Consider the following 22,479-nt stretch of genomic DNA (forward strand, 5'->3'; position numbering starts at 1 on the left):
GACGGCCGAGACTGGGGGCAGACGACCATGAGGAGCGCAGGTGACGGTGAAGGCGAAGCCGAAGGGTGCCAGCCCGCCGGTCCGGACCTCCCGGCGTGCCCCGTCCTGGGGCAGGGGCGCCGCCGCCGTGGCGGCGGGGGCGCTTCCCGCGCTGGCCTTCCCGGCACCGTCGCTGTGGTGGCTGGCGTACGGGGCGCTGGTGCCGTGGATGCTGCTCGCCCGGTCGGCCCCGACGGGACGGCGGGCGGCGCTGGACGGCTGGCTCGGCGGCGCCGGGTTCATGGTGGCGGTGCACCACTGGCTCATGCCGAGCCTGCATGTGTTCATCGTGCTGCTCGCGCTGCTGCTCGGGGCCCTGTGGGCGCCCTGGGGGTGGCTGGTGCGGCGGCTGCTCGGCGGGAGCCCCGGCGCGCGCTCCGTGGTCGCGGCGACGGTCCTGGTGCCGTGCGCGTGGCTGCTGGTCGAGTTGGTGCGCTCCTGGGAGTACCTGGGCGGGCCCTGGGGGTTGCTCGGGGCGAGCCAGTGGCAGGTGGCCCCGGCGCTGCGGCTGGCGTCGGTCGGCGGTGTGTGGCTGGTCAGCTTCCTGCTCGTCGCGGTGAACACGGCGCTGACGGCACTCGTCGCCCTGCCCCGGTGGCGGGCGCGGGCGGGGGCGGCGCTCGTCGTGTGCGCCGTGGCGACGGCGGCGGTGTGGCTGTGGGCGCCGCAGCCCTCGCGGACGGGGACGACGGTGCGGGTGGCGGTGGTGCAGCCCGGCGTGGTCGTGGGGGCGCAGCAGCGCTTCGACGTCGGTGAGCGGCTGACTCGTACGCTCGCGGGCCGGGACGTGGACCTGGTCGTGTGGGGCGAGAGCAGCGTCGGCTTCGACCTGTCGGCGCGGCCCGACCTCGCCGGCCGGCTGGCCGCCCTGTCCTCACTGGTCGGCTCGGACGTGCTGGTCAACGTGGACGCGCGCCGCGCGGACGGCCGCGGCATCTCCAAGACCTCGCTGCTCATCGGCCCGGACGGCCCGGTGGGCGAGGCGTACGACAAGATGCGGCTGGTGCCCTTCGGCGAGTACGTGCCGGCCCGCGGGCTGCTGGGCTGGGCGACCTCGGTGGGCCGGGCGGCGGGCGAGGACCGTGTCCGGGGCGACCGCCAGGTGGTCATGGACGCGGGCGCCGTGCGCCTGGGCCCGCTGGTGTGCTTCGAGTCGGCGTTCCCCGACATGAGCCGCCATCTCACCGACGACGGCGCGCAGTTGCTGGTGGCGCAGTCCTCGACCTCGTCGTTCCAGCACAGTTGGGCCCCGGCGCAGCACGCCTCGCTCGCGGCGCTGCGGGCGGCCGAGACCGGCCGGCCGGCGGTGCATGCCACGCTCACCGGCATCAGCGCGGCCTACGACGCCGAAGGGCGGCGGACCGGGCCGTGGCTGGGCACGTCGCGCAGCGCCACGCAGGTCTACGAGGTGCCGCTGGCCGCTGGGCGCACCCTGTACGACCGGCTGGGCGACTGGGTGCCCCGGCTCGCGGTGCTGCTGCTGGCCGGGGCGGCCGTCGTCGCGCTCAGGAGGTCTGCTCGGTCACCTCGGTGACGATGCGTTCGCACAGTTCGTGGGTGCGCAGCGCGTCGCGGGCGTCGAGCGGCTTGCCGAACCGTACGGCGTCGAGGAAGGCCAGGGTGATCTGCTCGATGCCGCGCTGGCGGGCGACCGGCACCCAGTCCCCGCGCCGGCGCAGGGTGGGCTGGCCCTTGTGGTCGACGATCTCGGCGAGATTGACCACCTGGCGCTTGGTGTCCTGGCCCATGACCTCCAGCACCTCCTCCGTCGAACCGTTCATGCGGTTCATGACGCCGATCGCGGTGAAGCCGTCGCCGGAGAGCTGGAGCAGCACGTGGTGCAGCAGTCCGTCGCGGACCCGGGCGCGGACGTCGGTGTGCTCGACCGGGCCGGGGACGAGGAAGCGCAGGGTGTCCACGACGTGGATGAAGTCGTCGAAGACCACGCCGCGCGGTTCCTCCGCGAGGCCGATGCGGTTCTTCTGGAGCACGATCAGGTCGCGCGGGTGCTCCAGGCACTGCGTGTAACCGGGCGCGTAGCGGCGGTTGAAGCCGGCCATGAGGCCGACGCCGCGCTGCTCGGCCAGGCGGACGAGGTGCTCGGCGCCCGCGAGGTCGGGGGCGAACGGCTTGTCGACGTACGCGGGCACCCCTGCCTCGATCAGCCGCTCGGTGATGGCGACATGGCTGACGGTGGGGGCGTGCACGAAGGCCGCGTCCAGGCCCTGGTCGAGCAGCGCGTCCAGGGTGGTGTGGCGGTGCGGCAGGCGGTATTGGTCGCCGACCTCGTCGAGGGTGGCGGGGGTGCGGGTGTGGAGGTGGAGTTCCAGTCCCGGCTGCGCGGCGAGCACCGGCAGATACGCCTTGCGCGCTATGTCACCGAGTCCGATCACCCCGATCTTCAGGGGTTCCATGTGCCTCTCCCGCCTGCGGTGCCCGGTCGTTTCCGCTGGCAGCATACGGGTCCCGCGGCGGGCCGCCGGTCCGCGCTGCCGTCCGGGCCCCGGGGAGCGCGTCGCGCGGGGCCGGCAACGGGCCGGGAGGACCATGCCGCGAGCCGTCCCGTCGCCCGGGAGCGGCGCCCCGCGCGGGCGGTGCGGGGCAAGCGCCGCCGCCGTGTCCCCGATCGCCTGGCAGCCGCCCTGCCGGCCGTGTCGCCGAGCAGGGCGTCCGGCGGGGACGGAACGCGGGCAGCGGAACGGCGTGACCTGGCAGCGATGGCGATGCTCTCGCCGACGTCCTCGTGGGCCGGGGCGCCTCCAGGAGGTGACGGGCCACCCCCGCGGGCGGAGCGCGACCGCGGCGGTGAGCCCGCCGATGCCGGCCGCTGACGACGGCGTACGGCGGTGGTCGTGGGCGGCTCATTCCGGCCGCCTGCCCACAGGTGCGCCCGGTCCGGATTCCGCAAGCGTTGCCGTGGCGCGGGGCGCAGGTCGTCGTGGCCGGCCGGGGGCGGAGGGCATCATTCCGGCAGGTAGGTTGCCCCTATGAGCAGCGCGCCCACTTCCCGCCACGAACTGATCGCCGACGCCGCACTCGCCCTGCTCGCGGAGCGCGGCATGCGCGGCCTGACCCATCGCGCGGTCGACGAGGCGGCGGGACTGCCGCTGGGCTCGACGTCCAACTACGCGCGTACCCGGGCCGCCCTCCTGGAGGCGGCGGTCCTGCGCCTGGCCGCCCTCGACGCGCAGGCGATCTCCCAGGCGGAGACACCCGCCCCGGGCCCCGGCGCCGAGTCGCTCGCGGCCCTGCTCGCGCCGGCCCTGCACCGCTCGGTCACCCAGTCCCGGGACCTCACGCTCGCCCGGCTGGAACTCGCCCTGGAGGCCACCCGCCGCCCCGAGTTGCGCGCGGTCCACGACACCGCCGGGCACGCCTTCCGCGACCAGCTGGAGCTGATGCTGCGCGCCGTCGGCTCCGCGGAACCCGAGCGTCACGCGCGGTCGCTGCTCGCATGGTGCGACGGCGTGCACTTCCACGCCGTCGCGGGCGCCGGATCCGCGTCGCCGCCGACCGAGGCGGAGTTGCGGGTCAATCTCCTCGACGTGCTGCGCGGCATGCTCGGGAGCTGATCCGGCGGATAAATGCGTCGACGCCCGTGGGGGTGCCCGTCATCATGGCCGCCATGACGACGACGCCCGAACGCACCGATCCGCCCTTCGTCGCCGACGAGCGCACCATGCTCGAGGCCTGGCTCGACTTCCACCGCGACACCTTGGCACTCAAGTGCGCGGACCTCGACGACGAGCAGCTGCGCACCGCCAGTGCGCCGCCGTCCGGACTCACCCTCCTCGGCCTGGTCCGCCACATGGCCGAGGTGGAGCGCGGCTGGTTCCGCAACACCCTCGCCGGCGAGGGGGTGCAGCCGCTCTACTACACCGATCAGGACCCGGACGGGGACTTCCTCGACCTCGACAAGGCCGACACCGCCGAGGCGTTCGCCACCTGGCGCGCCGAGATCGCGCACGCCCGCGAGCTGGTCGGCGGCCGCTCCCTGGACGACGTCGGCCTGGTCCCCCGCCGCGGGAACGACGTCTCGCTGCGGTGGATCTACGTCCACATGATCGAGGAGTACGCCCGCCACAACGGGCACGCGGACCTCATCCGCGAGCGCATCGACGGCGTGACCGGCGACTGACCGATCACTCCTGCGGGGAATGGTCAACGGCGCGGCGCTGCGCGAGAGTTGTGCGGGTGCGTCGATATGCAGCGGCTGTGGCGGCCCTGGCGGCGATGGCCGCCGTCCCGGGGTGCGTGACCGTGTCCGAGGGGCGGCCGGGGGCGCCGCTCCCGGCCTCCGTCCCGTCACGGCCGCCGGGGACCGTGCGCGAAGTACCGGTGGTCCAGGCGCCCCTGCTGGAGGCGCTGACCACCGTGCCGCCCGAGCGGTTCCCCTCCTCCCCGGCGCCGCGCACCCACCGCCCTGCCGTCCCCGCCGCGCCGCAGCGGCACCGCGCACCCGCGGCACCGGCACCGCCCCCGCGCCGCACCTCCGTCCCGGCCGCGCCACGGGCCGGGGACGGCGCGGATGTGTGCGCCTGGGGGGAGCGGTACGGCGGCTGGGCGGCGGGCGGCGACGCGGCGCGCATCTGCCGTGACACGTACGGCCGTTGAGCCGCCCGGACGGACGGCCGGGCAGGCTCAGTTGCCGCCGAGGTCCGGGATGCGCCAGTCGACGGGGTCGTGGCCCTGGGCCTTGAGCGCCTCGTCGATCTGGGTGAAGGGACGGCTGCCGAGGAAGAGCTTGGCCGACAGCGGCGACGGGTGGGCGCCCTGCACGACGGCGTGCCGCTCCGTGTCGATCAGGGGCAGCTTCTTCTTGGCGTAGTTGCCCCACAGGACGAAGACCGCCGGGTCGGGACGGGAGGCCACGGCCTTGATGACGGCGTCGGTGAACTTCTCCCAGCCCTTGCCCTTGTGCGAGTTGGCCTCGCCCTCGCGCACGGTCAGCACCGCGTTGAGCAGCAGGACGCCCTGCTCGGCCCACGGCATGAGGTAGCCGTTGTCCGGGACGGGGTGGCCGTACTCGTCCTTCAGCTCCTTGAAGATGTTCCGCAGGGAGGGCGGGGTCTTCACCCCGGGCCGCACCGAGAAGCACAGGCCGTGTCCCTGGCCCTCGCCGTGGTACGGGTCCTGGCCGAGGACCAGCACCTTGACCTTGTCGTACGGCGTGGCCTCCAGCGCCGCGAAGACCTGCTCGCGCGGCGGGTAGATCCGGTGGCTCGCGCGCTCCTCCTCGACGAACTCGGTGAGTTGGCCGAACCAGGGCTTCGCCAACTCCTCGCCGAGGACGGCCTGCCAGGACTCGGGCAGCGTGATGGGCACGTCAGGAACCTCCGGTACGCGATCCGTTACTGGGACGAACGTACCGCTCCCCTCCGACAGTCGCCCCGGGCGGGGGATTCGCGGCCGCGGAGGAAGCGACGCCCCCGGTGCCGGCCGCCGTTTCCGGGGCCGGCACCGGGGGCGTCGCGCGCCGGGCGCGGGCTCAGTGACCGACGCCGGCGTTCAGGAAGATGCCGCCGTCCACGACGAGGGTCTGACCGGTGATCCAGGCCGCCGCGTCGGAGAGCAGGAACGCCGCGGCGCCGCCGATGTCCTCGGGCACACCGAGCCGCTTCAGCGGGTACGCGGAGGCCGCCTCCTCCTCGCGGCCCTCGTACAGCGCGGCCGCGAACCTGGTCTTGACGACGGCGGGCGCGATGGCATTGGCCCGGATGCCGGGGGCCATCTCGGAGGCGAGCTGGAGCGTGAGGTTGACCATGGCGGCCTTGCTCATGCCGTAGGCGCCTATGAAGGGGGAGGCACTGACGCCGGCGATGGAGGCGATGTTGACGATCGCGCCGCCGTTGTCCTTCATCCACGCCTTGTAGGTCTGCTGGGCGAAGCCGAGCGCGGAGATCACATTGGTCTCGAAGACCTTGCGGGCGACGCCGAGGTCGAGGTCGGACAGCGGACCGAAGACGGGGTTGGTGCCGGCGTTGTTGGCGAGGTAGTCGACGCGGCCGAAGGCCTCCATCGCGCGCTCGACGACCTCGGCCTGGTGCGCCTCGTCGTGGGCCTTGCCGGCGACGCCGAGGGCGCGGTCGGCGCCGAGCCGCTCGACGGCCTCCTTCAGTGCTTCCTCGTTGCGGCCGGTGACGACGACGCGGTCGCCGCGGGCGACCAGGGCCTCGGCGATGCCGTAGCCGATGCCGCGGCTGGCGCCGGTGACGATCGCGACGCGGCCGCTGTCGGGCTGGGTGCTCATGGGTGCTGGTCTCCTGTCGCCGGTCAGTCGAGCGGGCCGCCGGCCACGTACAGCACCTGGCCGGACACAAAGCCGGCGGCGTCGCCGGTGAAGAACGCGATGGCGTTGGCGACGTCGTCCGGATTGCCGACGCGCTGCACCGGGATCTGGGTGGCGGCGGCGGCCTGGAACTCCTCGAAGCCCATGCCGACGCGGGCGGCGGTCGCGGCCGTCATGTCGGTGGCGATGAAGCCGGGGGCCACGGCGTTGGCGGTGACGCCGAACTTGCCGAGCTCGTGCGCGAGGGTCTTGGTGAAGCCCTGCAGACCCGCCTTGGCGGCGGAGTAGTTGGCCTGGCCGCGGTTGCCGAGCGCGGAGGACGAGGAGAGGTTGACCACGCGGCCGAAGTGCGCGTCCACCATGTGCTTCTGGACGGCGCGGGTCATCAGGAAGGCGCCTCGCAGGTGGACGTTCATGACCGTGTCCCAGTCGGACGCGCTCATCTTGAAGAGCAGGTTGTCGCGGAGCACGCCGGCGTTGTTGACCAGGATCGTCGGCGCGCCGAGCTCCTCGGCGACGCGCGCGACCGCGGCCGCGACCTGCTCCTCGTCGGAGACGTCGGCGCCGACGGCGACGGCCCGGCCGCCGGCCTTGGTGATCTGCTCGACGGTGTCCTTGCACGCGACCTCGTCGAGGTCCAGCACGGCCACGGCGCGGCCCTCGGCGGCCAGGCGCACGGCGGTGGCGGCGCCGATGCCGCGTGCCGCCCCGGTGACGATCGCTACCCGCTGCTCGGTGGTCGACATCTGTTCTCCTCAGCCCTGGGGGTCCGGTCGCGCAGGTGAGCGACCGCTTAGTACGTCCCGCTGCCGAAACCGTAGGAGTGCCGTGACCCTGTGTCAACGCCCACCGCGCCGATGTGGCTCAGCGCACCAGAAGATCGAGCAGGCGGTCGACCTCCGCCTCCGGATCGGAGGTCAGCCCGGTGTGGATCGGGCCGGGCTGCACGATGGTGCTGCGCGGCGCCGTGAGCCACCGGAAGCGGCGGCCCGGGTCGTCCTCCGCGGCCTGCCCCGCGCGCTCGCCACCCGCGCAGATGCCCTCGTAGCCGCGCAGCGCCGCCCGCACGCCGGCCACGTCCACGTCCGGGTCCAGGCAGCGCAGCCGGGTCTCGTCCAGATGGACCCGGGCGCCGACGAAGGACTTGGCCCGGCAGTACACCAGCACGCCGGCGTTGATCAGTTCCCCGCGCTCGATCCGCGGCATCACACGCACCAGCGCGTACTCGAAGACGTCGCGCCCGTTCGCCGTGCTCACTTCGCGGCCTTCCCCTCGACCCAGGTGCGCAGCCACTCCGGCGGCGCCTGCTTCTCCTGCTGCTTCGGGGCGAGGTTGATGCGCTCCCCCACGGTTCCGGCCCGGGCCAGCAGCACCCGCTCGTACGCGCGCCGCACGTCGTCGGGGCCGTCGAAGCCGGGCTCGTCCACCAGCCACTCGTCGGGGATCTGCGCCGTGACCTCGCGGAGCAGCGCCTCGTCCACGCGCGGGGCGAGGTCGCGGGCGGCGGCCTCGATGTCGGGGGCGAACCGGGCGAGGGCGTGGTCGGCGGCGTCGTACGGCTTGTCGGCGGCCTGGTCCGCGCCCTTCCAGTTGTGGTGGAAGATCAGCGCGGCACCGTGGTCGATCAGCCACAGGTCCTGGTGCCAGACCAGCATGTTCGGGTTGCGCCACGAGCGGTCGACATTGCCGATGAGCGCGTCGAACCACACGATCCGGCCCGCCTCGCCGGACTCCACGTCGAAGACCAGCGGGTCGAAGCCGAGCGCGCCGGGCAGGAAGTCCATGCCGAGGTTGAGGCCGCCGCTGGCCTTGAGCAGGTCCTGGATCTCCTGGTCCGGCTCGCCGAGCCCGATCACCGGGTCGAACTGGAACCGCACCAGTACCGGCACCCGCAGCCCGAGGCGCCGGGCCAGTTCCCCGGCGATCACCTCGGCGACGAGGGCCTTGCGGCCCTGCGCGGCGCCGACGAACTTCACGACGTAGGTGCCGAGGTCGTCGGCCTCGACCACTCCTGGCACCGATCCGCCCTCGCGCAGCGGCGTCACGTACCGTATCCCGGTCACTTCCTCCATGCCCGCATCCTAAGAGGCCCCTGAGGTCGCGGCCGACGTCACTCCCCCTCCGCGGCGGGGCAGTCGCGCCGGACCAGTTCGGCGAAGCGGCGGGCGGCGGGGCTCGCCGCGTGGCCCTTGGGCAGCAGCAGGTCGACGCGGCGTCCCAGGCCGGCATCCGCCAGCGGGACGAGCCGCAGCGGGCCGGCGGGCCGCGCGTGCAGGGAGAAGTCCAGCCCCTCCGGCACGAGCGCCACGCCCACGCCCGCCGCCACCAGGTCGAGCAGCATCGGCCACTCCCCCACCTCGCACACGGTCCGGCGGGTCAGGCCGGCGTCCCGGAACGCCCGGTCGGCCTGGACACGGATCGCCCAGCCGGGCGGCGTGTCGACAAAGCGCTCCGCGGCGAGGCGCTCCAGCGTGACGGGTGCCCCGTCCGCGAGCGGGTGGTCCGGCGCGCACGCCAGGACGACCGGTTCCTCCAGGAGCGGGACGACCTCGAGGCCCTCGCTGTACGGGGGCACCAACGGCATGACGGCGCAGTCGAGTTCACCGGCGCCGACCATCTCCAGCATCCGCACGGCAGGCAGCTGGCCGACGGTCACGTCCACTCCGGGATGGGCCAGCGCGAACCGGGCGATCCACGAGGTGAAGGGCAGCGTGTGGCCGATGGTGTGCATGGCGCCGATGCGCAGCCTCCCCGACAGCACACCGCGCGCGTCCCGCACGGCCTGCCGCGCGGACTCTGCGGCGTCGAGGACCTGCCGCGCCACGGGCACCAGCGCCTCGCCCTCGGACGTCAGCCGGACCGGACGCGTACCGCGCACGAACAGCAGGGCCCCCACGTCCTTCTCCAGCGCGCGGACCGAGGAGGACAGCCCCGACTGGACGATCAGTTCGCGGGCCGCGGCCCGGGTGAAACTGCGCTCGTCGGCGAGGGCGACGAAGTGGCGCAGGTTGCGAAGCTCCATGGAAGCCATCATCTCTCGCAGAGATGGAAACCATCTGTTCCGCATGTCCGGGAGCTGACACGGGGTTCCGGCCGGGGCGTGTTGTGGTCGTACGCGGCACGGCACCCGTGACCGCGGCACCGCTCCGATCAGGCACCGAAGGACGCACATGACCACTCACCCTCCCGCCCTCGCGGCCGCGGCCGCTCCCCCGGCCACGACCTCCCCGGGGCGGCACGCCCGCGGCTTCTGGTACGTCGCGGCGGCCTTCCTGGTGCTGATGGCCTTCGGTACCGTCCCGACCCCGTTGTGGCCGCTGTACCAGGAACGCGACCACTTCGGCGCGACCGCGGTCACCGTCGCCTTCGCCGTGATGGTCGTCGGCGCCGCCTTCGGCTTCAGCCTGCTGGGCCATCTCTCCGACCGCCTCGGCCGGCGCCGGGTCATCGTCCCCGCGCTGATCGTCGCCATCGCCTCGGCCGGCGTCCTCGCGGCCCGGCCCGACCTGCCGGGCCTCGTCGTGGGCCGTGTGCTCACCGGCGTCGCGGTGGGGATGATGGCCTCCACGGCCACCGCGTACCTCACCGACCTCCACCACCGGGCCCGTCCCGGCCGGGCCGGTTCGCCGCTGCCCGCGCTGGTCGCCGGCGCCGTCAACCTCGGCGGGCTGGCCCTGGGGCCGCTCGCCTCGGGCGCCCTCGCACAATGGGCACCCGCGCCCCTGGCCACCTCCTACCTCGTCTTCGCCGCCGTGATGGCGGTGCTGCTCCTGCTGGTCCTCCTCACGCCCGAGACGGTCGACACCCGGCTCACGGCCCAGGACCGGCCGACCCGCTTCGCGCTGCGTCCCGGCCAGGGCAGTGCCTTCGCCGCGGCGGCGAGCCTGGGCTTCTTCGCCTTCGCCCTGATGGGGCTCTTCTCCTCGCTGGGCGCCGTCATGGTCCGCGGCGAACTCGGCATCACCTCCACGTTCGTCATCGGGCTGGCCCCCTTCACGGCGTTCGCCGCCTCGGCGGTCGCCCAACTCGCCCTCGGTGCCCTTTCGCAGCGCCTGCAGCTCGTCGTCGGCGCGGTGGCCTTCCCCGCCGGGCTCGCCGTCACGGCGCTCGCCCTGCACGACCCGGGGCTCGGGCTCTTCCTTTTCGCCACCGCCCTGGCCGGCGGCGGCGCGGGCCTGCTGTTCAAGGGGGCGGTCACGCTGAGCGCCCGTGCGGCGGTTCCGGCCTCGCGCGCGGGGGTGCTGGCCGCGTTCTTCGTCATCGCCTACGTCGGCATGGGGCTGCCGTCCATCGCGTTCAGCATCGTCGTCCGGCACGCCGCCCTCGTACCGACCATGATCGGCTTCGGGGCCGTGCTCTCCGCCGGCGCGGTCGCCGCCGTCACGTTCGCGCTCCGGCACGAGGCCGCCGTGCGGGGCGGAAAGGTCACGGAAGAATAATTTCGTCGCGCATTGAACCACCCCCGGGGCGGGTCCGTATGCCTTCGCAGGGCGTGATCTCACGCCGCCGGGCCGGCGCGACGCCGGCCCGGACCGGACGAGGCAACAGGAAGTGTGAGGCATGGCCGAGACGACTGGCATCGCAGGAGCTCCCACCCGCCGCGCCGTGGTCGCCGGAGTGGGTGCGGCGGGGCTGGCGGCCGCGCTGGCCGCGTGCGGCGACTCGAACGACTCCGCCGGCGCGTACAGCCCCGCCGCGCCCCCGCAGGGTGGCACCGCCGACGGCGGCCAGGGAGGCGGGGACGGCGCGGCTCAGGCACTGGCGAAGACGACCGACATCCCGGTCGGCGGCGGCACCGTCTTCGCGGACAAGAAGGTGGTCGTGTGCCAGCCGACGGCGGGCCAGTTCAAGGCCTTCTCGGCGATCTGCACGCACCAGGGCTGCGCCGTGAAGGACGTGGTGGACGGCACGATCAACTGCCCGTGCCACGGCAGCAAGTTCAACGTCGCCGACGGCAGCGTGGCCGCCGGCCCCGCCACCCAGCCCCTCCCGGCCGCGAACGTCAAGGTCCAGGGCGACTCGATCACCCTCGCCTGACACCTGCCGCGTACCTCCCCGCGCGGGTGTGCCGGACGCCGTCCGGCACACCCGCGGCGGCGTGGTGCCCCCGCGGAACGGCGTCCGCGACCCCGCCCGCACTCAGGCGCCGGACCCGCGCCGTCCGGCGAACTCCGGGCGCCTGGGCGGCGCTTGCCAGTCCCAGACGAGGAGCCCGCTCTCGTCCACCCGAGGCGTGTGATGGTCCAGCGGCGTGGCGTTCTCCAGCGACGCGGCGAGCTGTTCCACGTAGGCGGTCAGGGAGGGCCACCTCTGCTGTCCGCCGGACTCCATGAAGAAATGCCCCACAGCGCCGCGATGCGGCCCTGGCCGGACATCGACGTAGAGCCTGCTCCACGTGTCGTGGTTGGCGGCGAACGGAATCCACTGCGGATGCCACCAGGTGCCCACGAGGTCCTCGGCGTCGAGAAGGGAGCACGTCGCCCGGTGCATCGACACGATCTCCCGGAGCGACAGCAGCCGCAGCCCCCGCAGGAACCGGTCGGCCTCCGTGGCTTCCGCCCCATCGTGCAGGCGCAGCAGAACCACGAGTTCTTCGGGGAGTTCCACCCCCGAGCTCGCGCCCGCCGCGTCGAGTTCCGCCTGCGTCACAGCGGGACGCAACGAAGCGTGGGCCGAGGGGGCCCTCGTCTCCAGCCAGCCCTCCACACGTCCCCATGCCCCTTCCAACGGCTGCATCCCGTTCGCCCCCTCCTCGTCCGGCCGGAGACGATGATCGCACCGGCCACGGACACCGGACGCGGCTCGCCGGACGCCTCAGGCGTCCGCCGGCGCCAGGGCCGTGCCCGCGTCGCGGAGGGCGTCGACGGCGGCGCGGATCGCGGGGCGGCGGTCGGCGTCCGCGCGCCAGACGGCGTAGATGTGGCGGCGCATGGTGTGCCGGACGGGCAGGGCCCGTACGCCGGCCGGCAGGAGGCCGCGGCCGAGGCGGGGCACGACGGCGACCCCGAGGCCGGCCGCGACGAGGGCGAGCACGGTGGGGTGCTCCTCGGCGTGGTGCGCGATGCGCGGTTCGACGCCCTTGCCGCGCAGCGTGAACAGCAGCCACTCGTGGCAGAAGCCGCCGTCGGGCCAGGCGATCCAGTCGTCGTCGGCGAACTCGGCGAGATCCACCTCCGCGCGCCCCGCGAGCGGGTGCCCGACTGGGACGACGACGTCGGCGATGTCGTCGAGCAGCGGCTCCTTCGCCAGTCCGCCGGGCAGGGAGAGCGGCTTGTTGTACCAGTCGAGGACAACCGCGAGGTCGATGTCGCCGCGCACCAGGAGGCCCAGCGCGGGTTGCGGCTCCATCTCCTGGATCATGGCCCGCAGCGTGGGGTAGTCGCCGCGCAGTGATTTCAGGGCCTGCGGGAAGAGGCCGCGGACGGCGGTGGGGAAGGCGCCCATGCGCAGCTCGCCGACCGGCGCGCCGCGGTGCGCCTCCAGGTCGGAATGGGCGAGTTCGACCAGGGACAGGATGCGTCCGGCGTGCCCGGACAGCAGGCGGCCGGCGTCGGTGAGCCGTACCCCCCGGCCGTTCTTGACCAGCAGTGCCTGCCCGGTCTCCCGTTCCAGCTTGGTCATCTGCTGCGAGACCGCCGAGGTCGTGACGTGCAGGACGTCGGCCGCCGCGCTCACCGAGCCGTAGGCGGAGATCGCGTGCAGGATGCGCAGCCGCTCCAGGTTCAACATGTAAGCGATGCTACGGGATGCCGCGCAGCGAATCTCCCTTGTGCTAAGAGGTTGCTTCCGTCATCGTGTGGGCCATGAGCGCTACCGCCCGCCCGGCCGACGCCGGCCTCACCCCCGCCGGCTCCCCCTCCCCCGACGCCCCGGCCCGCCGTCCCGCGCTCGACTGGCGGGTCAGCTGGGCGGTCCTCGCCCTCATCTGGGGCTTCAGCTTCCTGTTCATCAAGGTCGGCACGGAGGCCTACGCCCCGCTGCAGGTCGCGCTGGGCCGGATGGTCTTCGGCACCGCCGTGCTGGCCGTGGCCTTCGCGGCGCGGCGGCAGCGGCTGCCGCGCGGCGCGCGGACCTGGGGCCACATGGCCGTCGCCGCGCTGCTGCTCAACACGCTGCCGTTCTCGCTGTTCGCGTACGCGGAGCTGACCATCCCCTCGACTCTGGCCGGCATCTGCAACGCCACCACCCCGCTGTGGAGCATGCTGCTCTCGGTGGTGGCCCTGTCCGACGACAAGCCCACCCGGCAGCGCGTCGCGGGCGTCGGCATCGGCTTCGTCGGTGTGCTGACCGTGCTCGGCGCGTGGCAGGGCTTCTCGGGGACGGACCCGTCGGGCACGGCGATGGCGCTCGGCGCGTCGGCGAGTTACGCGGTGGGGTGGATCTACGTCCGCCGGACGCTCAGCGGCAGCGGCCACTCGGCGCTGTCCATGTCCTTCTCGCAGCTGCTGCTCGGCACCGTCCAACTGGCGGTGCTGACGCCGCTGTTCACCTCCGCGCCGGACCGCTGGCCGCTGTGGCCGACGCTGTCGGTCGTCGCCCTCGGCGCGCTGGGCACGGGCATAGCCTTCCTGCTGCAGTACGGGATCGTCGCGGAGAAGGGCCCGACGATCGCCACGATGGTCACGTACCTCATCCCCGTCATCGCCACCGCGGCCGGTGTCGCGCTGCTGGACGAGCGGCTGAGCTGGAACGAGCCGGTCGGCGCGGTCGTCGTGCTCGCCGGGGCCGCGCTCACCCAGCGCCGCCCGAAGGCGTGACGGCCGGGCCGGGGCGCGCTCAGCCGTAGCGGCCGGTCCGGCGCGGGCGTACCGCCTCGGCGACGGCGTCGGCGAGGGCCGGCACCTCCGCGGCGGCGACCGGCGAGACCGTGATCCGGATACCGGGCGGGGAGGCGAGGCGGAAGCGGGCGCCGGGCGCGACCGCCCAGCCGGCGTGGAGCAGGCGGGTGACCGCGCCGGTCTCGTCGGGCACCGGCACCCACACGTTCATGCCGCTGCGGCCGTGCGCGGCCACCCCGAGGCCGTCGAGCGCGCCCACCAGCGCATCGCGCCGGGCCGCGTAGGCGGCCGAGACGGCGGGGACGTCGACCGCGCCGGTGCGCCACAGGTGGGCGACGGTGTGCTGGAGCAGATGGCTGACCCAGCCGGGGCCCAGCCGGAGGCGGCCGCGCACCCGGTCCACGGTGACCGGGTCGCCGGTGAGCACGGCGAGCCGCAGGTCGGGTCCGTAGGCCTTGGCGGTGGAGCGGACCAGCATCCAGTGCCGGGTGCTGCCGGCCAGCGGGTGCAACGGGAGTCCGGTGAGCCCGTGCACATGGTCGTCGTCGACCACCAGCACCTCGGGGTGCGCCGCGAGGACCGCCCGCAGCTCCCGTGCCCGCCCGGCGGAGATCGTCGCGCCGGTGGGGTTCTGCCCCCGGTCGGTGACGACCAGGGCCCGGACGCCCTGCCGCAGCGCGCGGTCCACGTCATCCGGGCGCGGTCCTTCGTCGTCGACGCCGACCGGCACCGCGCGCATGCCGAGGGCCGGGACGAGGTCGAAGACGCTGCCCCAGCCCGGGTCCTCCACCGCGACGGTGTCGCCGGGCCGCAGGTGGCCGGTCAGGGCGCGCTCGATGGCGTCGAGCGACCCGGAGGTCACCGCGACCGGCCCGTCGGGCACCCCGTCGGCGTCGAACGCGGCGCGGGCCAGTTCCTCCAGTTCGCCGTCGACGGGCGGGGCGCCGTAGAGCGTCGGCCGTTCCGCGTGCCGGGCGGCGGCCGCGGCCAGCGCCGCGCCGAACGGGGGCAGCAGCGCGAGGTCGGGGTTGCCGGTGGACAGGTCCCGCACACCGGCCGGCACGGCCGGGCGGATCTCGTCGCGCGCCGTCGTCACCGGGCGGGGCCGGATCCGGCTGCCGCGCCGTCCGGCGGTCTCGATGACTCCGCGGTCGCGCAGCAGCCGGTAGGCGGCGGCGACCGTGTTGGGGTTGACCCCGAGCCGGGCGGCGAGGTCCCGCAGCGGCGGCAGGGCGGTCCCGGGCGCCAACGCGCCCTGGCCGACGGCTCGTTCGACATCGGCCGCGATCTCGGCTGCGCCCTGTCCGGTGAACATGTACTCTCCTAGCACAAATGACAGTATGCACTAGTGCAAAGGATCGCGCCATGGCCGCCCCGCCGCCGTCCTCCGCCCCCTCCGCCGGGGCCGCCCCCTACCCCCCGACCGACCGGACCGTCCCGACCCGCAGCCGCGAGCGGGCCTGGTACGACCGCGACGCCGTGCACGCGATCCTCGACGCCGGCTACGTCTGCCACCTGGGCTTCGTCCGGGACGGCGCGCCGGTCGTGCTGCCGACGCTGTACGCCCGCGTCGGCGAGCGGCTGTACGTGCACGGCTCCACCGGTTCGCGGCCGCTGCGCGGCGCGGGCGAGGACCCCGGGCTCGCGGTGTGCCTGACCGTGACGCACGTGGACGGGCTCGTCCTGGCCCGGTCCGCCTTCCACCACTCCATCAACTACCGCTCCGTGATGGTGCACGGCACCGCCCGCCAGGTCACCGACCCCGCGGAGCGCGCCGCCGCCCTCGACGCCGTGGTCGACCACGTCCTGCCGGGCCGCGCCGCCGACTGCCGCCCCGCGAACGCCAAGGAACTGGCCGCCACCGCCGTCGTCGCGCTCGACCTGGCCGAGGTCTCCGCGAAGATCCGCACGGGCGGCCCGTCCGACGACCCCGAGGACCTGTCCCTCCCCCACTGGACCGGCGTCCTGCCCGTCTCCCCCGGCTACGGCCCGCCCGTCCCCGCCGACGACCTCGACCCCTCGATCGCCCTGCCCGGCTACCTCGCCCGGCACTGACCCGGCACTGAAAGGAGGCCCCCTGTGCTCATCCACCCCTGGGACTCCGCCCACGACGACGCCGAGTGGCAGGACTGGCTCGCCGGCCACGACTTCGGGCAGCTCGCGGTCAACGGCCCGCCCGGTGAACCGCCGTACGTGCAGCCGCTGCACTTCGCGTACGACGCGGAACGGCGCGAGGCCGTGACCCACCTCGCCCGCCCCAACCCGCTGTGGCCCGCGCTGGAGGCCCGCCCGGAGGTGGTCCTCAGCGTCGTCGACGACTACACGTACATCCCCGCCCCCTGGCACGCACCCGCCGACGGCCCGCCCGAGAACGGCACCCCCACCAGCTACTACGCCGCCGTCCAGCTGATCTGCCGCGCCCGCATCGTGGACGACCCGCAGGAGAAGGCGGACCTCCTGCTCCGCCAGCTCGCCCACTTCCAGCCGGAGGGCGACCACGGCCACGTCGCCCCGGGCGAGGCCCCCTACGGCAGGCAACTGCCCGGCATCCGCGGTCTGCGACTCGACGTCACGGGCGTGCGGGCGAAGTTCAAGTTCGGCGGCAACAGGCCGCCGGAGACGCGCCGGCACGTGAGCGACCTGCTGGCCGCCCGCGGCGGTCCCGGCGACGCCGCCGCCCGCGCCCAGCAACTCCGGCGCCTCGCGGCGAACGGGGACTGAGCTGCCCGGTCGCGCGAGGCGGGCCGCACGCTCGGGCCACAACGGCTGTGCGGCCGGGCACCCGCGTGATGCAGGATGAGGCCCATGCCCCAGTTCCTCGACCGCCCTGAGCCCCGTCAGGTCCCGCCGCGCGAGCACCCGTGGTGGAACCGGGCTCTCGCCCTGCTCAACCGGGACCTGCGGCGACCCTCCCCCAACAGGGCCCGCTGAGGCTGCCGGCCCACCCGGACCACGACACGGAGTACTTCTACGTCGCCATGGCCGACGGCGAGTGGCACGGCAATTACCTGCTCCCGGGCACGGCGGACGACCCGGAAGCCGCGCTGGCGGCCGTCGCCGACGCCGCGCAGGAGACCGTCACCGAATGTCTGTCGCGGGCGTGGCCCGTGTGCGCGGCGCACGGCCTGGGGATGCATCCGCGGGATGCCGACGGGCATCTGTCCTGGTGGTGCGCGGGAGGGCGGCGGGGCGGCGGCTCGGCCCACGTCGTCGCGGCCGTGGGCGTGCTCGACTCCGTTGCCGGCCGCGGCTGACCGGAGCCCCGGATATTCAGGCGACTCGCGCGGCCCGGCCCGCCTACTATCGGCCGTCGCCCCCGTGTCCCCGATGTCCCAGGTCGGTCCCCCGTGAAATCCCTGCTCCCCGCCGTACTGCGTGACGAACCGCAGTTCGCCCGCCTCTTCGCCGGGCAGTCCCTGTCGGTGCTGGGCGACCGCGTGTCCTTCGTGGCCGTGCCGTTCGCCGTACTGTCGGTGGGCGGTTCCGCCTCCGACGTCGGGCTCGTGGCGGCCGCCGGGCTGCTGCCGACGCTGCTGTTCACGCTGGTGGGCGGGGTGTGGGCGGACCGGTTCCGGCGGCACCGGATCATGTTGGTCTCGGATGTGGTGCGGTGCGCCGTCCAGGGGGCCATCGCCGTGCTCCTGCTCACCGGAGCCGCCGAGGTGACGCATCTCGCCCTGCTGATGGTCGTGTTCGGCACGGCGGACGCGTTCTTCATGCCCGCCTCGACCGGACTGCTGCCTCTGGTCGTCGGGGCCGGCCGGCTGCGGGAGGCGAACGCGCTGCGCGGCTTCGTCCAGTCGTCCGGGCTCGTCCTCGGCCCCGCGCTGGCCGGGGGCCTGATCGCCCTGGCCGGCCCCGGGGGCGCCCTGGCCGTGGACGCGTTGACCTTCGCGCTCAGCGCCGCCTTCCTGGCCCGGCTGAGACCTCGCGAGACGGCCCCGGAAGCGGCGGCGGCACCCGCGGGCGGCAGTTTCCTGGCGGAACTGCGGGCCGGCTGGGCGCATGTGCGCGGCACCGCGTGGGTGTGGTCGGGGATGGTGGCCATCGGGGTGTACCACGTCGTCGTGCTGCCCTCGGTGTTCGTGCTGGGGCCGGTGCTGGCCGCCCGCGAGTGGGGCGGCGTGGCGAGCTGGTCGGTCGTCGTCGCGGCCTTCGGTGCCGGTGCGATCGCCGGGGACGTGTGCGCCTACCGGCTCGACGTCGCGCGCCCCATGGCCCTGGCCGCGGCGGCGCTCGCCGTGGCGTCCTGCCAGGCCGTGATCATCGGTTCCGGCGGATCGCTGGTCCTGATCGCGGTGCTCGAAGCGGTGACCGGCGTCGCCGTCTCCGTCTTCTTCACCCTGTGGGAGACCGCGCTCCAGACGCATGTGCCCGAAGCGGTGCTGTCCCGGGTGAGTTCGTACGACTTTTTGCTGTCGTCGGGGCTCATGCCGCTCGGTCTGGCAGTCGCCGGGCCGGTGTCGGCGTCCCTCGGCGTGCGGCCCACGCTGTTCGCGATGACGGTCATCGCGGTTCCCGCCTCGCTCGCGCTGCTGTGCGTGCCCGCCGTACGGCGGCTGCCCGCGCGCCCCGCGGCCGCGCCCGCCGGCCCGGCGGCGCTCGCCGACCCGGCCGCGGCGTAGGCGCTTTCGGGGTTCACCGGTCCAAACCGGCGGACGGGATCACGCGGGCGGCGTGCTTCCGTCCGCGCTCCCTCCATGATCCTCGATCAAGAGGTTTGCACCCTTTGCGCATGAAAGCGACCCCTTCAGGCACTTCTCGTACGTCCTGAGGTGCTGTTGGCTGGTGTGGCCGCAGGTGCCGCCCGGCGTCAGTGGTGACGTGGGTGTCCCGCCTTTCCGTTCGCACACCGCTGACTCCTCTGGAGGCCTCGTGCCCGTACCCGACAGCGCCGCCGGTCCCGGCAGTGACGGATCCGTACTCGACCCGCCCGCGGACCGCCTGCCCACCAGCCTCGGCACCCGTGCCGCGCGTCAGCTGGCGGACACCACCAAGTCCGAGCCCCAGATGGAGGGCATCTCCTCGCGGTGGCTGGTGCGGATGCTGCCGTGGGTGGATGTCAGGAGCGGCACCTACCGGGTCAACCGGCGACTGCAACTGCGCACCGGGCGCGGCCGGGTGGACTTCGAGCACAACGGCGCGGACGACATCAGGGTGATCCCCAGGACCCTGACCGAACTGCCCGCGCTGCGCGGCTACCCCGACCTCGACGTGCTCCAGGAGCTCGCGGGCCGCTTCACGCCCCGGGAGGTCGCTCCCGGACAGGTGCTCGCCGAGGCGGGGCAGCCCGTCACGGAGGTGTACCTCGTCGTCCGCGGCCGCTTCACGCGCTTCGCCGCCGGCCGGTACGGGGACGAGGCGGCGCTCGGCGTCGTCACCGACGGCACCCCGATGGGCGACGAGTCCCTCACCCGCCCCGACCCGCTGTGGTCGCACTCCGTGCGGGCGGAGACGGCTGGGGTGGTGCTCGCCCTGCCCTCGCCCGCGGTCAGGGAGTTCGCGGGCCGCGTGCCGTCGCTGGCCGCCCATCTGACGGCGTACTCGGAGCGGCAGAAGCTGCCGGCGAACCGCAAGGGCGAGGCGGACATGCCGGTGCGGGCCGGCCACAACGGTGAGCCCGCGCTGCCGGGCGGCTTCGTCGACTACGAACTGCGGCCGCGCGAGTACGAACTCTCCCTCACCCAGAGCGTGCTGCGCGTGCACACCCGGGTCGCCGATCTCTACAACGGCCCCATGGACCAGACCCGGCAGCAGATCCGGCTCACGGTGGAGGAGATCCGCGAGCGGCAGGAGTGGGAGCTGGTCAACAACCGGGAGTTCGGCCTGCTGAGCAATGTCGACCACGGTCAGCGCATCAGCACCTTCACCGGGCCGCCGACCCCCGACGACATGGACGAACTGCTGTCGATGCGCCGCAAGACACGGCTGTTCCTCGCCCATCCGAAGGCGATCACCGCGTTCTTCCGGCAGTGCAACCGGCGCGGCCTCACGCCGGGCACGGCCGAGGTGAACGGGCACGAGGTCCCGGCCTGGCGCGGTGTCCCGATCTTCCCCTGCGGCAAGATCCCCGTCTCCGACGACCAGACCAGCAGCATCATCGCGCTGCGCACCGGCGAGGCGGACCAGGGGGTGGTCGGCCTGTACCAGACCGGCATCCCCGAGGAGTACCAGCCGGGGCTGAACGTGCGGTTCATGGGCATCGACGAGGCCGCCGTCGCCAAGTACCTGCTCACCGCCTACTACTCGATGGCCATCCTCGTCCCCGACGCGGCCGGGATCCTGGAGAACGTCCAGCTCGGCCGGACCGCGGACTGACCCGACCTGACGACCCGGTGGAGCACACATCGATGAGCACGTCCGCGAACACCGCCGCCGGCTTCACCATGCCGGGCCCGCCCCACCCCGCGCCGGCCACGGCCGCCCGCCGACACGGCGCGATTCCCGGGCTGAGACACCGTCCCGCCGTCCCGGCCGACCCGGAGAAGTCGGCGGAGGTCGACCGGCGGGTGGAGACCTGGGCCCGCGAACTGGACCTCTTCCCTCCCGAATGGAGCGGGGACTTCGCGCAGTTCCAGTGCGGCCGCGCCGTGACCTTGCAGCACCCCGCGGCGGCCGACCTGGAACGGCTCACCGCCGCGGGCAAACTGCTGCTCGCCGAGAACATCGTCGACAGCTGCTACTGCGAGGAGGACGAGGGCAAGGGGGCCTCCCGGCGCCATCTGGGCGGCAGGCTGGTCGTGGCGCAGTCCGCCCTCGACCCCCTGCACAGCACCCCGGAGCACGAGGCGCAGTGGCGCAGCGCCGTCGAGGCCGGCGACCCGCTGCGCGCCTACCACTGCGCGCTGCGGGACTACGCGGCCCTCGCCACCCCGAGCCAGACGAACAGGTTCGTGCACGATGTCGCCCGGCTGCACCTCGGCTATCTCGCCGAGGCCTCCTGGGCGCAGACACGGCACATGCCCGAGGTCTGGGAGTACCTGGTGATGCGGCAGTTCAACAACTTCCGGCCCTGCCTGTCGATCGTCGACGCCGTGGACGGCTACGAACTGCCCGAGCCGCTCTACGCCCGGCCGGAGGTCCAGCGGATCACCGCGCTGGCCTGCAACGCCACGACGATCGTCAACGACCTGTACTCCTTCACCAAGGAACTGGCCAGCGATCCCGACCACCTCAATCTGCCCCAAGTGGTCGCCGCCAACGAGAAGTGCGGGCTGAAGGCCGCCTATCTCCGCAGCGTCGAGATCCACAACCAGGTCATGGAGGCGTTCGAGACGGAGTCCGCGGCGGTGTCCGCCGCCTCGCCGCTGATCGAGCGCTACTCCCAGGGTCTGGCCGACTGGGTGTCCGGCAACCACGAGTGGCACGCCACCAACACCCACCGCTACCACCTGCCGCACTACTGGTAGGCCCCCGCTCGGCGCCGGCCATCCGGCGCCGACCGCTGTCCGACCACTGCCTGACCACCGGATGTCCCAAGCAAGGAGTCACCGTTGACCACTGTGCACCCCGGCACCACGTCCGTCTCGCTCCCGACGCAGTCCACGTACCAGAGCCGCGTCGCGGACTACTGGAACGCCGAGGAGAACCCGGTCAATCTCGAACTCGGCAAGCTCGACGACCTGTACCACCACCACTACGGCATCGGCGACGCCGACCGTTCGGTGCTGGACGAGCCGGACCCGGGCCTGCGCCGCGAGCTGATCACCCGTGAACTGCACCGGCTGGAACAGGCGCAGGCGGAACTCCTCGCCTCCCACCTCGGACCGCTGTCACCGGACGACCGGGTCTTCGACGCCGGATGCGGGCGGGGCGGCGGCAGCGTGGTCGCGCACCAGCGGTACGGGTGCCACACCGACGGCGTGACCATCTCGGCCAAGCAGGCCGACTTCGCCAACGACCAGGCCCGGCAGCGCGGCATCGACGCCAAGGTGCGCTACCACCATCGCAACATGCTCGACACCGGTCTGGCCACCGGCGGGTACGCGGCGTCGTGGAACAACGAGTCCACCATGTACGTCGAGCTGGACCTGCTCTTCGCCGAGCACGCCCGGCTGCTGCGCCGCGGCGGACGCTACGTGGTGATCACCGGCTGCTACAACGACACCTACGGGCGCGCCTCGCGCGAGGTCTCCCTCATCAACGCCCACTACATCTGCGACATCCACCCCCGCTCGGAGTACTTCCGGGCCATGGCCCGCAACCGCCTGGTCCCGGTCCACGTCGAGGACCTGACCCCCGCCACCCTCCCGTACTGGGAACTGCGCAGTGAGGCGGACCACTTGGTCACGGGCATCGAGGACGCGTTCGTGACGGCCTACAAGAACGGCAGCTTCCAGTACCTGCTGATCGCGGCCGACCGCGTCTGACATA

25 protein-coding genes are annotated in these 22,479 nt (G+C 73.7%); 15 read left to right on the plus strand and 10 right to left on the minus strand.

The window, feature by feature from the left end:
* The first annotated feature begins 127 nt into the window (after positions 1 to 127).
* Positions 128 to 1,573 (plus strand): apolipoprotein N-acyltransferase, encoded by a 1,446-nt coding sequence (lnt, locus tag ABZ883_RS32250; protein ID WP_360912693.1) that lies wholly within the window; start codon positions 128 to 130, stop codon positions 1,571 to 1,573.
* On the opposite strand, the gene ABZ883_RS32255 is transcribed toward lnt, so the two are convergent.
* Positions 1,545 to 2,444: a Gfo/Idh/MocA family oxidoreductase gene (locus ABZ883_RS32255; protein WP_360912695.1), complete on the minus strand. Its 900-nt coding sequence runs from the start codon at positions 2,442 to 2,444 to the stop codon at positions 1,545 to 1,547. The genes lnt and ABZ883_RS32255 overlap by 29 nt on opposite strands.
* Positions 2,445 to 3,026: 582 nt before the next feature.
* Between ABZ883_RS32255 and ABZ883_RS32260 the strand changes: the two genes are divergently transcribed.
* The 3 genes from ABZ883_RS32260 to ABZ883_RS32270 are packed head-to-tail and all read left to right on the plus strand — an operon-like array spanning position 3,027 to position 4,653.
* Positions 3,027 to 3,611 carry a TetR family transcriptional regulator C-terminal domain-containing protein gene (locus tag ABZ883_RS32260; protein ID WP_360912486.1) on the plus strand — a complete coding sequence of 195 codons (585 nt, stop codon included), beginning with the start codon at positions 3,027 to 3,029 and terminating at the stop codon, positions 3,609 to 3,611.
* A gap of 53 nt (positions 3,612 to 3,664) precedes the next feature.
* Complete coding sequence (locus ABZ883_RS32265; RefSeq protein WP_360912488.1) at positions 3,665 to 4,177, plus strand: DinB family protein; 513 nt, start codon at positions 3,665 to 3,667, stop codon at positions 4,175 to 4,177.
* A gap of 56 nt (positions 4,178 to 4,233) precedes the next feature.
* The gene (locus ABZ883_RS32270) at positions 4,234 to 4,653 is read left to right on the plus strand and encodes a hypothetical protein (protein ID WP_360912490.1); all 420 of its coding nucleotides are present in this window, start codon (positions 4,234 to 4,236) and stop codon (positions 4,651 to 4,653) included.
* A gap of 27 nt (positions 4,654 to 4,680) precedes the next feature.
* On the opposite strand, the gene ABZ883_RS32275 is transcribed toward ABZ883_RS32270, so the two are convergent.
* From ABZ883_RS32275 to ABZ883_RS32300, 6 genes are all read right to left on the minus strand, one after another.
* A complete protein-coding gene (locus tag ABZ883_RS32275; RefSeq protein WP_360912492.1) occupies positions 4,681 to 5,364 on the minus strand; it encodes a uracil-DNA glycosylase in 684 nt (227 codons plus the stop codon).
* A 163-nt stretch (positions 5,365 to 5,527) separates the two neighbouring features.
* Positions 5,528 to 6,289, minus strand: a complete 762-nt coding sequence (locus ABZ883_RS32280) for an SDR family oxidoreductase (RefSeq protein ID WP_360912494.1) — start codon at positions 6,287 to 6,289, stop codon at positions 5,528 to 5,530.
* A 23-nt stretch (positions 6,290 to 6,312) separates the two neighbouring features.
* On the minus strand, positions 6,313 to 7,074 hold the full coding sequence (gene fabG, locus ABZ883_RS32285; RefSeq protein ID WP_360912495.1) for a 3-oxoacyl-ACP reductase FabG: 762 nt from the start codon (positions 7,072 to 7,074) through the stop codon (positions 6,313 to 6,315).
* 118 nt (positions 7,075 to 7,192) lie between these two features.
* Entirely contained in the window at positions 7,193 to 7,534 is a 342-nt protein-coding gene (locus ABZ883_RS32290; protein WP_360912697.1) for a DUF3037 domain-containing protein, read from the minus strand.
* Positions 7,535 to 7,581: 47 nt separating this feature from the next.
* Complete coding sequence (locus ABZ883_RS32295; RefSeq protein ID WP_360912497.1) at positions 7,582 to 8,400, minus strand: HipA family kinase; 819 nt, start codon at positions 8,398 to 8,400, stop codon at positions 7,582 to 7,584.
* 38 nt (positions 8,401 to 8,438) lie between these two features.
* A complete protein-coding gene (locus tag ABZ883_RS32300) occupies positions 8,439 to 9,350 on the minus strand; it encodes a LysR family transcriptional regulator (protein ID WP_360912498.1) in 912 nt (303 codons plus the stop codon).
* 148 nt (positions 9,351 to 9,498) lie between these two features.
* On the opposite strand from ABZ883_RS32300, the gene ABZ883_RS32305 reads away from it, so the two are divergent.
* Entirely contained in the window at positions 9,499 to 10,767 is a 1,269-nt protein-coding gene (locus ABZ883_RS32305; RefSeq protein ID WP_360912500.1) for an MFS transporter, read from the plus strand.
* Between the two features lie 121 nt (positions 10,768 to 10,888).
* Positions 10,889 to 11,365, plus strand: a complete 477-nt coding sequence (locus tag ABZ883_RS32310) for a Rieske (2Fe-2S) protein (RefSeq protein ID WP_360912502.1) — start codon at positions 10,889 to 10,891, stop codon at positions 11,363 to 11,365.
* A gap of 102 nt (positions 11,366 to 11,467) precedes the next feature.
* Here the strand turns inward: ABZ883_RS32310 and ABZ883_RS32315 are convergent, their stop codons facing one another.
* Positions 11,468 to 11,977, minus strand: a complete 510-nt coding sequence (locus ABZ883_RS32315; protein ID WP_360912504.1) for an SMI1/KNR4 family protein — start codon at positions 11,975 to 11,977, stop codon at positions 11,468 to 11,470.
* Positions 11,978 to 12,142: 165 nt separating this feature from the next.
* Entirely contained in the window at positions 12,143 to 13,057 is a 915-nt protein-coding gene (locus tag ABZ883_RS32320; RefSeq protein WP_360912506.1) for a LysR family transcriptional regulator, read from the minus strand.
* Between the two features lie 74 nt (positions 13,058 to 13,131).
* Here ABZ883_RS32320 and ABZ883_RS32325 point away from each other — a divergent pair, with 74 nt between their 5' ends.
* Positions 13,132 to 14,085 (plus strand): DMT family transporter, encoded by a 954-nt coding sequence (locus ABZ883_RS32325; RefSeq protein ID WP_360912508.1) that lies wholly within the window; start codon positions 13,132 to 13,134, stop codon positions 14,083 to 14,085.
* 19 nt (positions 14,086 to 14,104) lie between these two features.
* On the opposite strand, the gene ABZ883_RS32330 is transcribed toward ABZ883_RS32325, so the two are convergent.
* A complete protein-coding gene (locus ABZ883_RS32330; RefSeq protein WP_360912510.1) occupies positions 14,105 to 15,421 on the minus strand; it encodes an aminotransferase class I/II-fold pyridoxal phosphate-dependent enzyme in 1,317 nt (438 codons plus the stop codon).
* A gap of 50 nt (positions 15,422 to 15,471) precedes the next feature.
* Here ABZ883_RS32330 and ABZ883_RS32335 point away from each other — a divergent pair, with 50 nt between their 5' ends.
* From ABZ883_RS32335 to ABZ883_RS32370, 8 genes are all read left to right on the plus strand, one after another.
* On the plus strand, positions 15,472 to 16,161 hold the full coding sequence (locus ABZ883_RS32335; protein ID WP_360912511.1) for a pyridoxamine 5'-phosphate oxidase family protein: 690 nt from the start codon (positions 15,472 to 15,474) through the stop codon (positions 16,159 to 16,161).
* A gap of 24 nt (positions 16,162 to 16,185) precedes the next feature.
* Complete coding sequence (locus ABZ883_RS32340; protein ID WP_360912513.1) at positions 16,186 to 16,827, plus strand: FMN-binding negative transcriptional regulator; 642 nt, start codon at positions 16,186 to 16,188, stop codon at positions 16,825 to 16,827.
* An 84-nt stretch (positions 16,828 to 16,911) separates the two neighbouring features.
* Positions 16,912 to 17,037, plus strand: coding sequence for a hypothetical protein (locus tag ABZ883_RS32345; protein WP_360912515.1), 126 nt, complete (start codon positions 16,912 to 16,914; stop codon positions 17,035 to 17,037).
* Between the two features lie 47 nt (positions 17,038 to 17,084).
* Complete coding sequence (locus ABZ883_RS32350) at positions 17,085 to 17,360, plus strand: hypothetical protein (protein ID WP_360912517.1); 276 nt, start codon at positions 17,085 to 17,087, stop codon at positions 17,358 to 17,360.
* Positions 17,361 to 17,453: 93 nt separating this feature from the next.
* Complete coding sequence (locus tag ABZ883_RS32355) at positions 17,454 to 18,731, plus strand: MFS transporter (RefSeq protein WP_360912519.1); 1,278 nt, start codon at positions 17,454 to 17,456, stop codon at positions 18,729 to 18,731.
* A 250-nt stretch (positions 18,732 to 18,981) separates the two neighbouring features.
* The gene (locus tag ABZ883_RS32360) at positions 18,982 to 20,424 is read left to right on the plus strand and encodes a family 2B encapsulin nanocompartment shell protein (protein ID WP_360912521.1); all 1,443 of its coding nucleotides are present in this window, start codon (positions 18,982 to 18,984) and stop codon (positions 20,422 to 20,424) included.
* Between the two features lie 32 nt (positions 20,425 to 20,456).
* Positions 20,457 to 21,515 carry a family 2 encapsulin nanocompartment cargo protein terpene cyclase gene (locus ABZ883_RS32365; protein WP_360912523.1) on the plus strand — a complete coding sequence of 353 codons (1,059 nt, stop codon included), beginning with the start codon at positions 20,457 to 20,459 and terminating at the stop codon, positions 21,513 to 21,515.
* Positions 21,516 to 21,599: 84 nt separating this feature from the next.
* A complete protein-coding gene (locus tag ABZ883_RS32370) occupies positions 21,600 to 22,475 on the plus strand; it encodes a geranyl diphosphate 2-C-methyltransferase (protein ID WP_360912526.1) in 876 nt (291 codons plus the stop codon).
* Positions 22,476 to 22,479 lie beyond the last annotated feature (4 nt).

It is taken from the genome of Streptomyces sp. NPDC046977, assembly GCF_040644455.1.
Taxonomy (GTDB): Bacteria; Actinomycetota; Actinomycetes; order Streptomycetales; family Streptomycetaceae; genus Actinacidiphila.

Excerpts from the sequence above, each read along its gene's own strand:
- ABZ883_RS32260 (WP_360912486.1), top strand. The coding sequence starts at position 3,027 with ATGAGCAGCGCGCCCACTTCCCGCCACGAACTGATCGCCGACGCCGCA.
- ABZ883_RS32265 (WP_360912488.1), top strand. The coding sequence starts at position 3,665 with ATGACGACGACGCCCGAACGCACCGATCCGCCCTTCGTCGCCGACGAG.
- ABZ883_RS32280 (WP_360912494.1), bottom strand. The coding sequence starts at position 6,289 with ATGAGCACCCAGCCCGACAGCGGCCGCGTCGCGATCGTCACCGGCGCC.
- fabG (WP_360912495.1), bottom strand. The coding sequence starts at position 7,074 with ATGTCGACCACCGAGCAGCGGGTAGCGATCGTCACCGGGGCGGCACGC.
- ABZ883_RS32290 (WP_360912697.1), bottom strand. The coding sequence starts at position 7,534 with ATGCCGCGGATCGAGCGCGGGGAACTGATCAACGCCGGCGTGCTGGTG.
- ABZ883_RS32295 (WP_360912497.1), bottom strand. The coding sequence starts at position 8,400 with ATGGAGGAAGTGACCGGGATACGGTACGTGACGCCGCTGCGCGAGGGC.
- ABZ883_RS32300 (WP_360912498.1), bottom strand. The coding sequence starts at position 9,350 with ATGGAGCTTCGCAACCTGCGCCACTTCGTCGCCCTCGCCGACGAGCGC.
- ABZ883_RS32305 (WP_360912500.1), top strand. The coding sequence starts at position 9,499 with ATGACCACTCACCCTCCCGCCCTCGCGGCCGCGGCCGCTCCCCCGGCC.
- ABZ883_RS32310 (WP_360912502.1), top strand. The coding sequence starts at position 10,889 with ATGGCCGAGACGACTGGCATCGCAGGAGCTCCCACCCGCCGCGCCGTG.
- ABZ883_RS32320 (WP_360912506.1), bottom strand. The coding sequence starts at position 13,057 with ATGTTGAACCTGGAGCGGCTGCGCATCCTGCACGCGATCTCCGCCTAC.
- ABZ883_RS32325 (WP_360912508.1), top strand. The coding sequence starts at position 13,132 with ATGAGCGCTACCGCCCGCCCGGCCGACGCCGGCCTCACCCCCGCCGGC.
- ABZ883_RS32330 (WP_360912510.1), bottom strand. The coding sequence starts at position 15,421 with ATGTTCACCGGACAGGGCGCAGCCGAGATCGCGGCCGATGTCGAACGA.
- ABZ883_RS32335 (WP_360912511.1), top strand. The coding sequence starts at position 15,472 with ATGGCCGCCCCGCCGCCGTCCTCCGCCCCCTCCGCCGGGGCCGCCCCC.
- ABZ883_RS32345 (WP_360912515.1), top strand. The coding sequence starts at position 16,912 with ATGCCCCAGTTCCTCGACCGCCCTGAGCCCCGTCAGGTCCCGCCGCGC.
- ABZ883_RS32350 (WP_360912517.1), top strand. The coding sequence starts at position 17,085 with ATGGCCGACGGCGAGTGGCACGGCAATTACCTGCTCCCGGGCACGGCG.
- ABZ883_RS32365 (WP_360912523.1), top strand. The coding sequence starts at position 20,457 with ATGAGCACGTCCGCGAACACCGCCGCCGGCTTCACCATGCCGGGCCCG.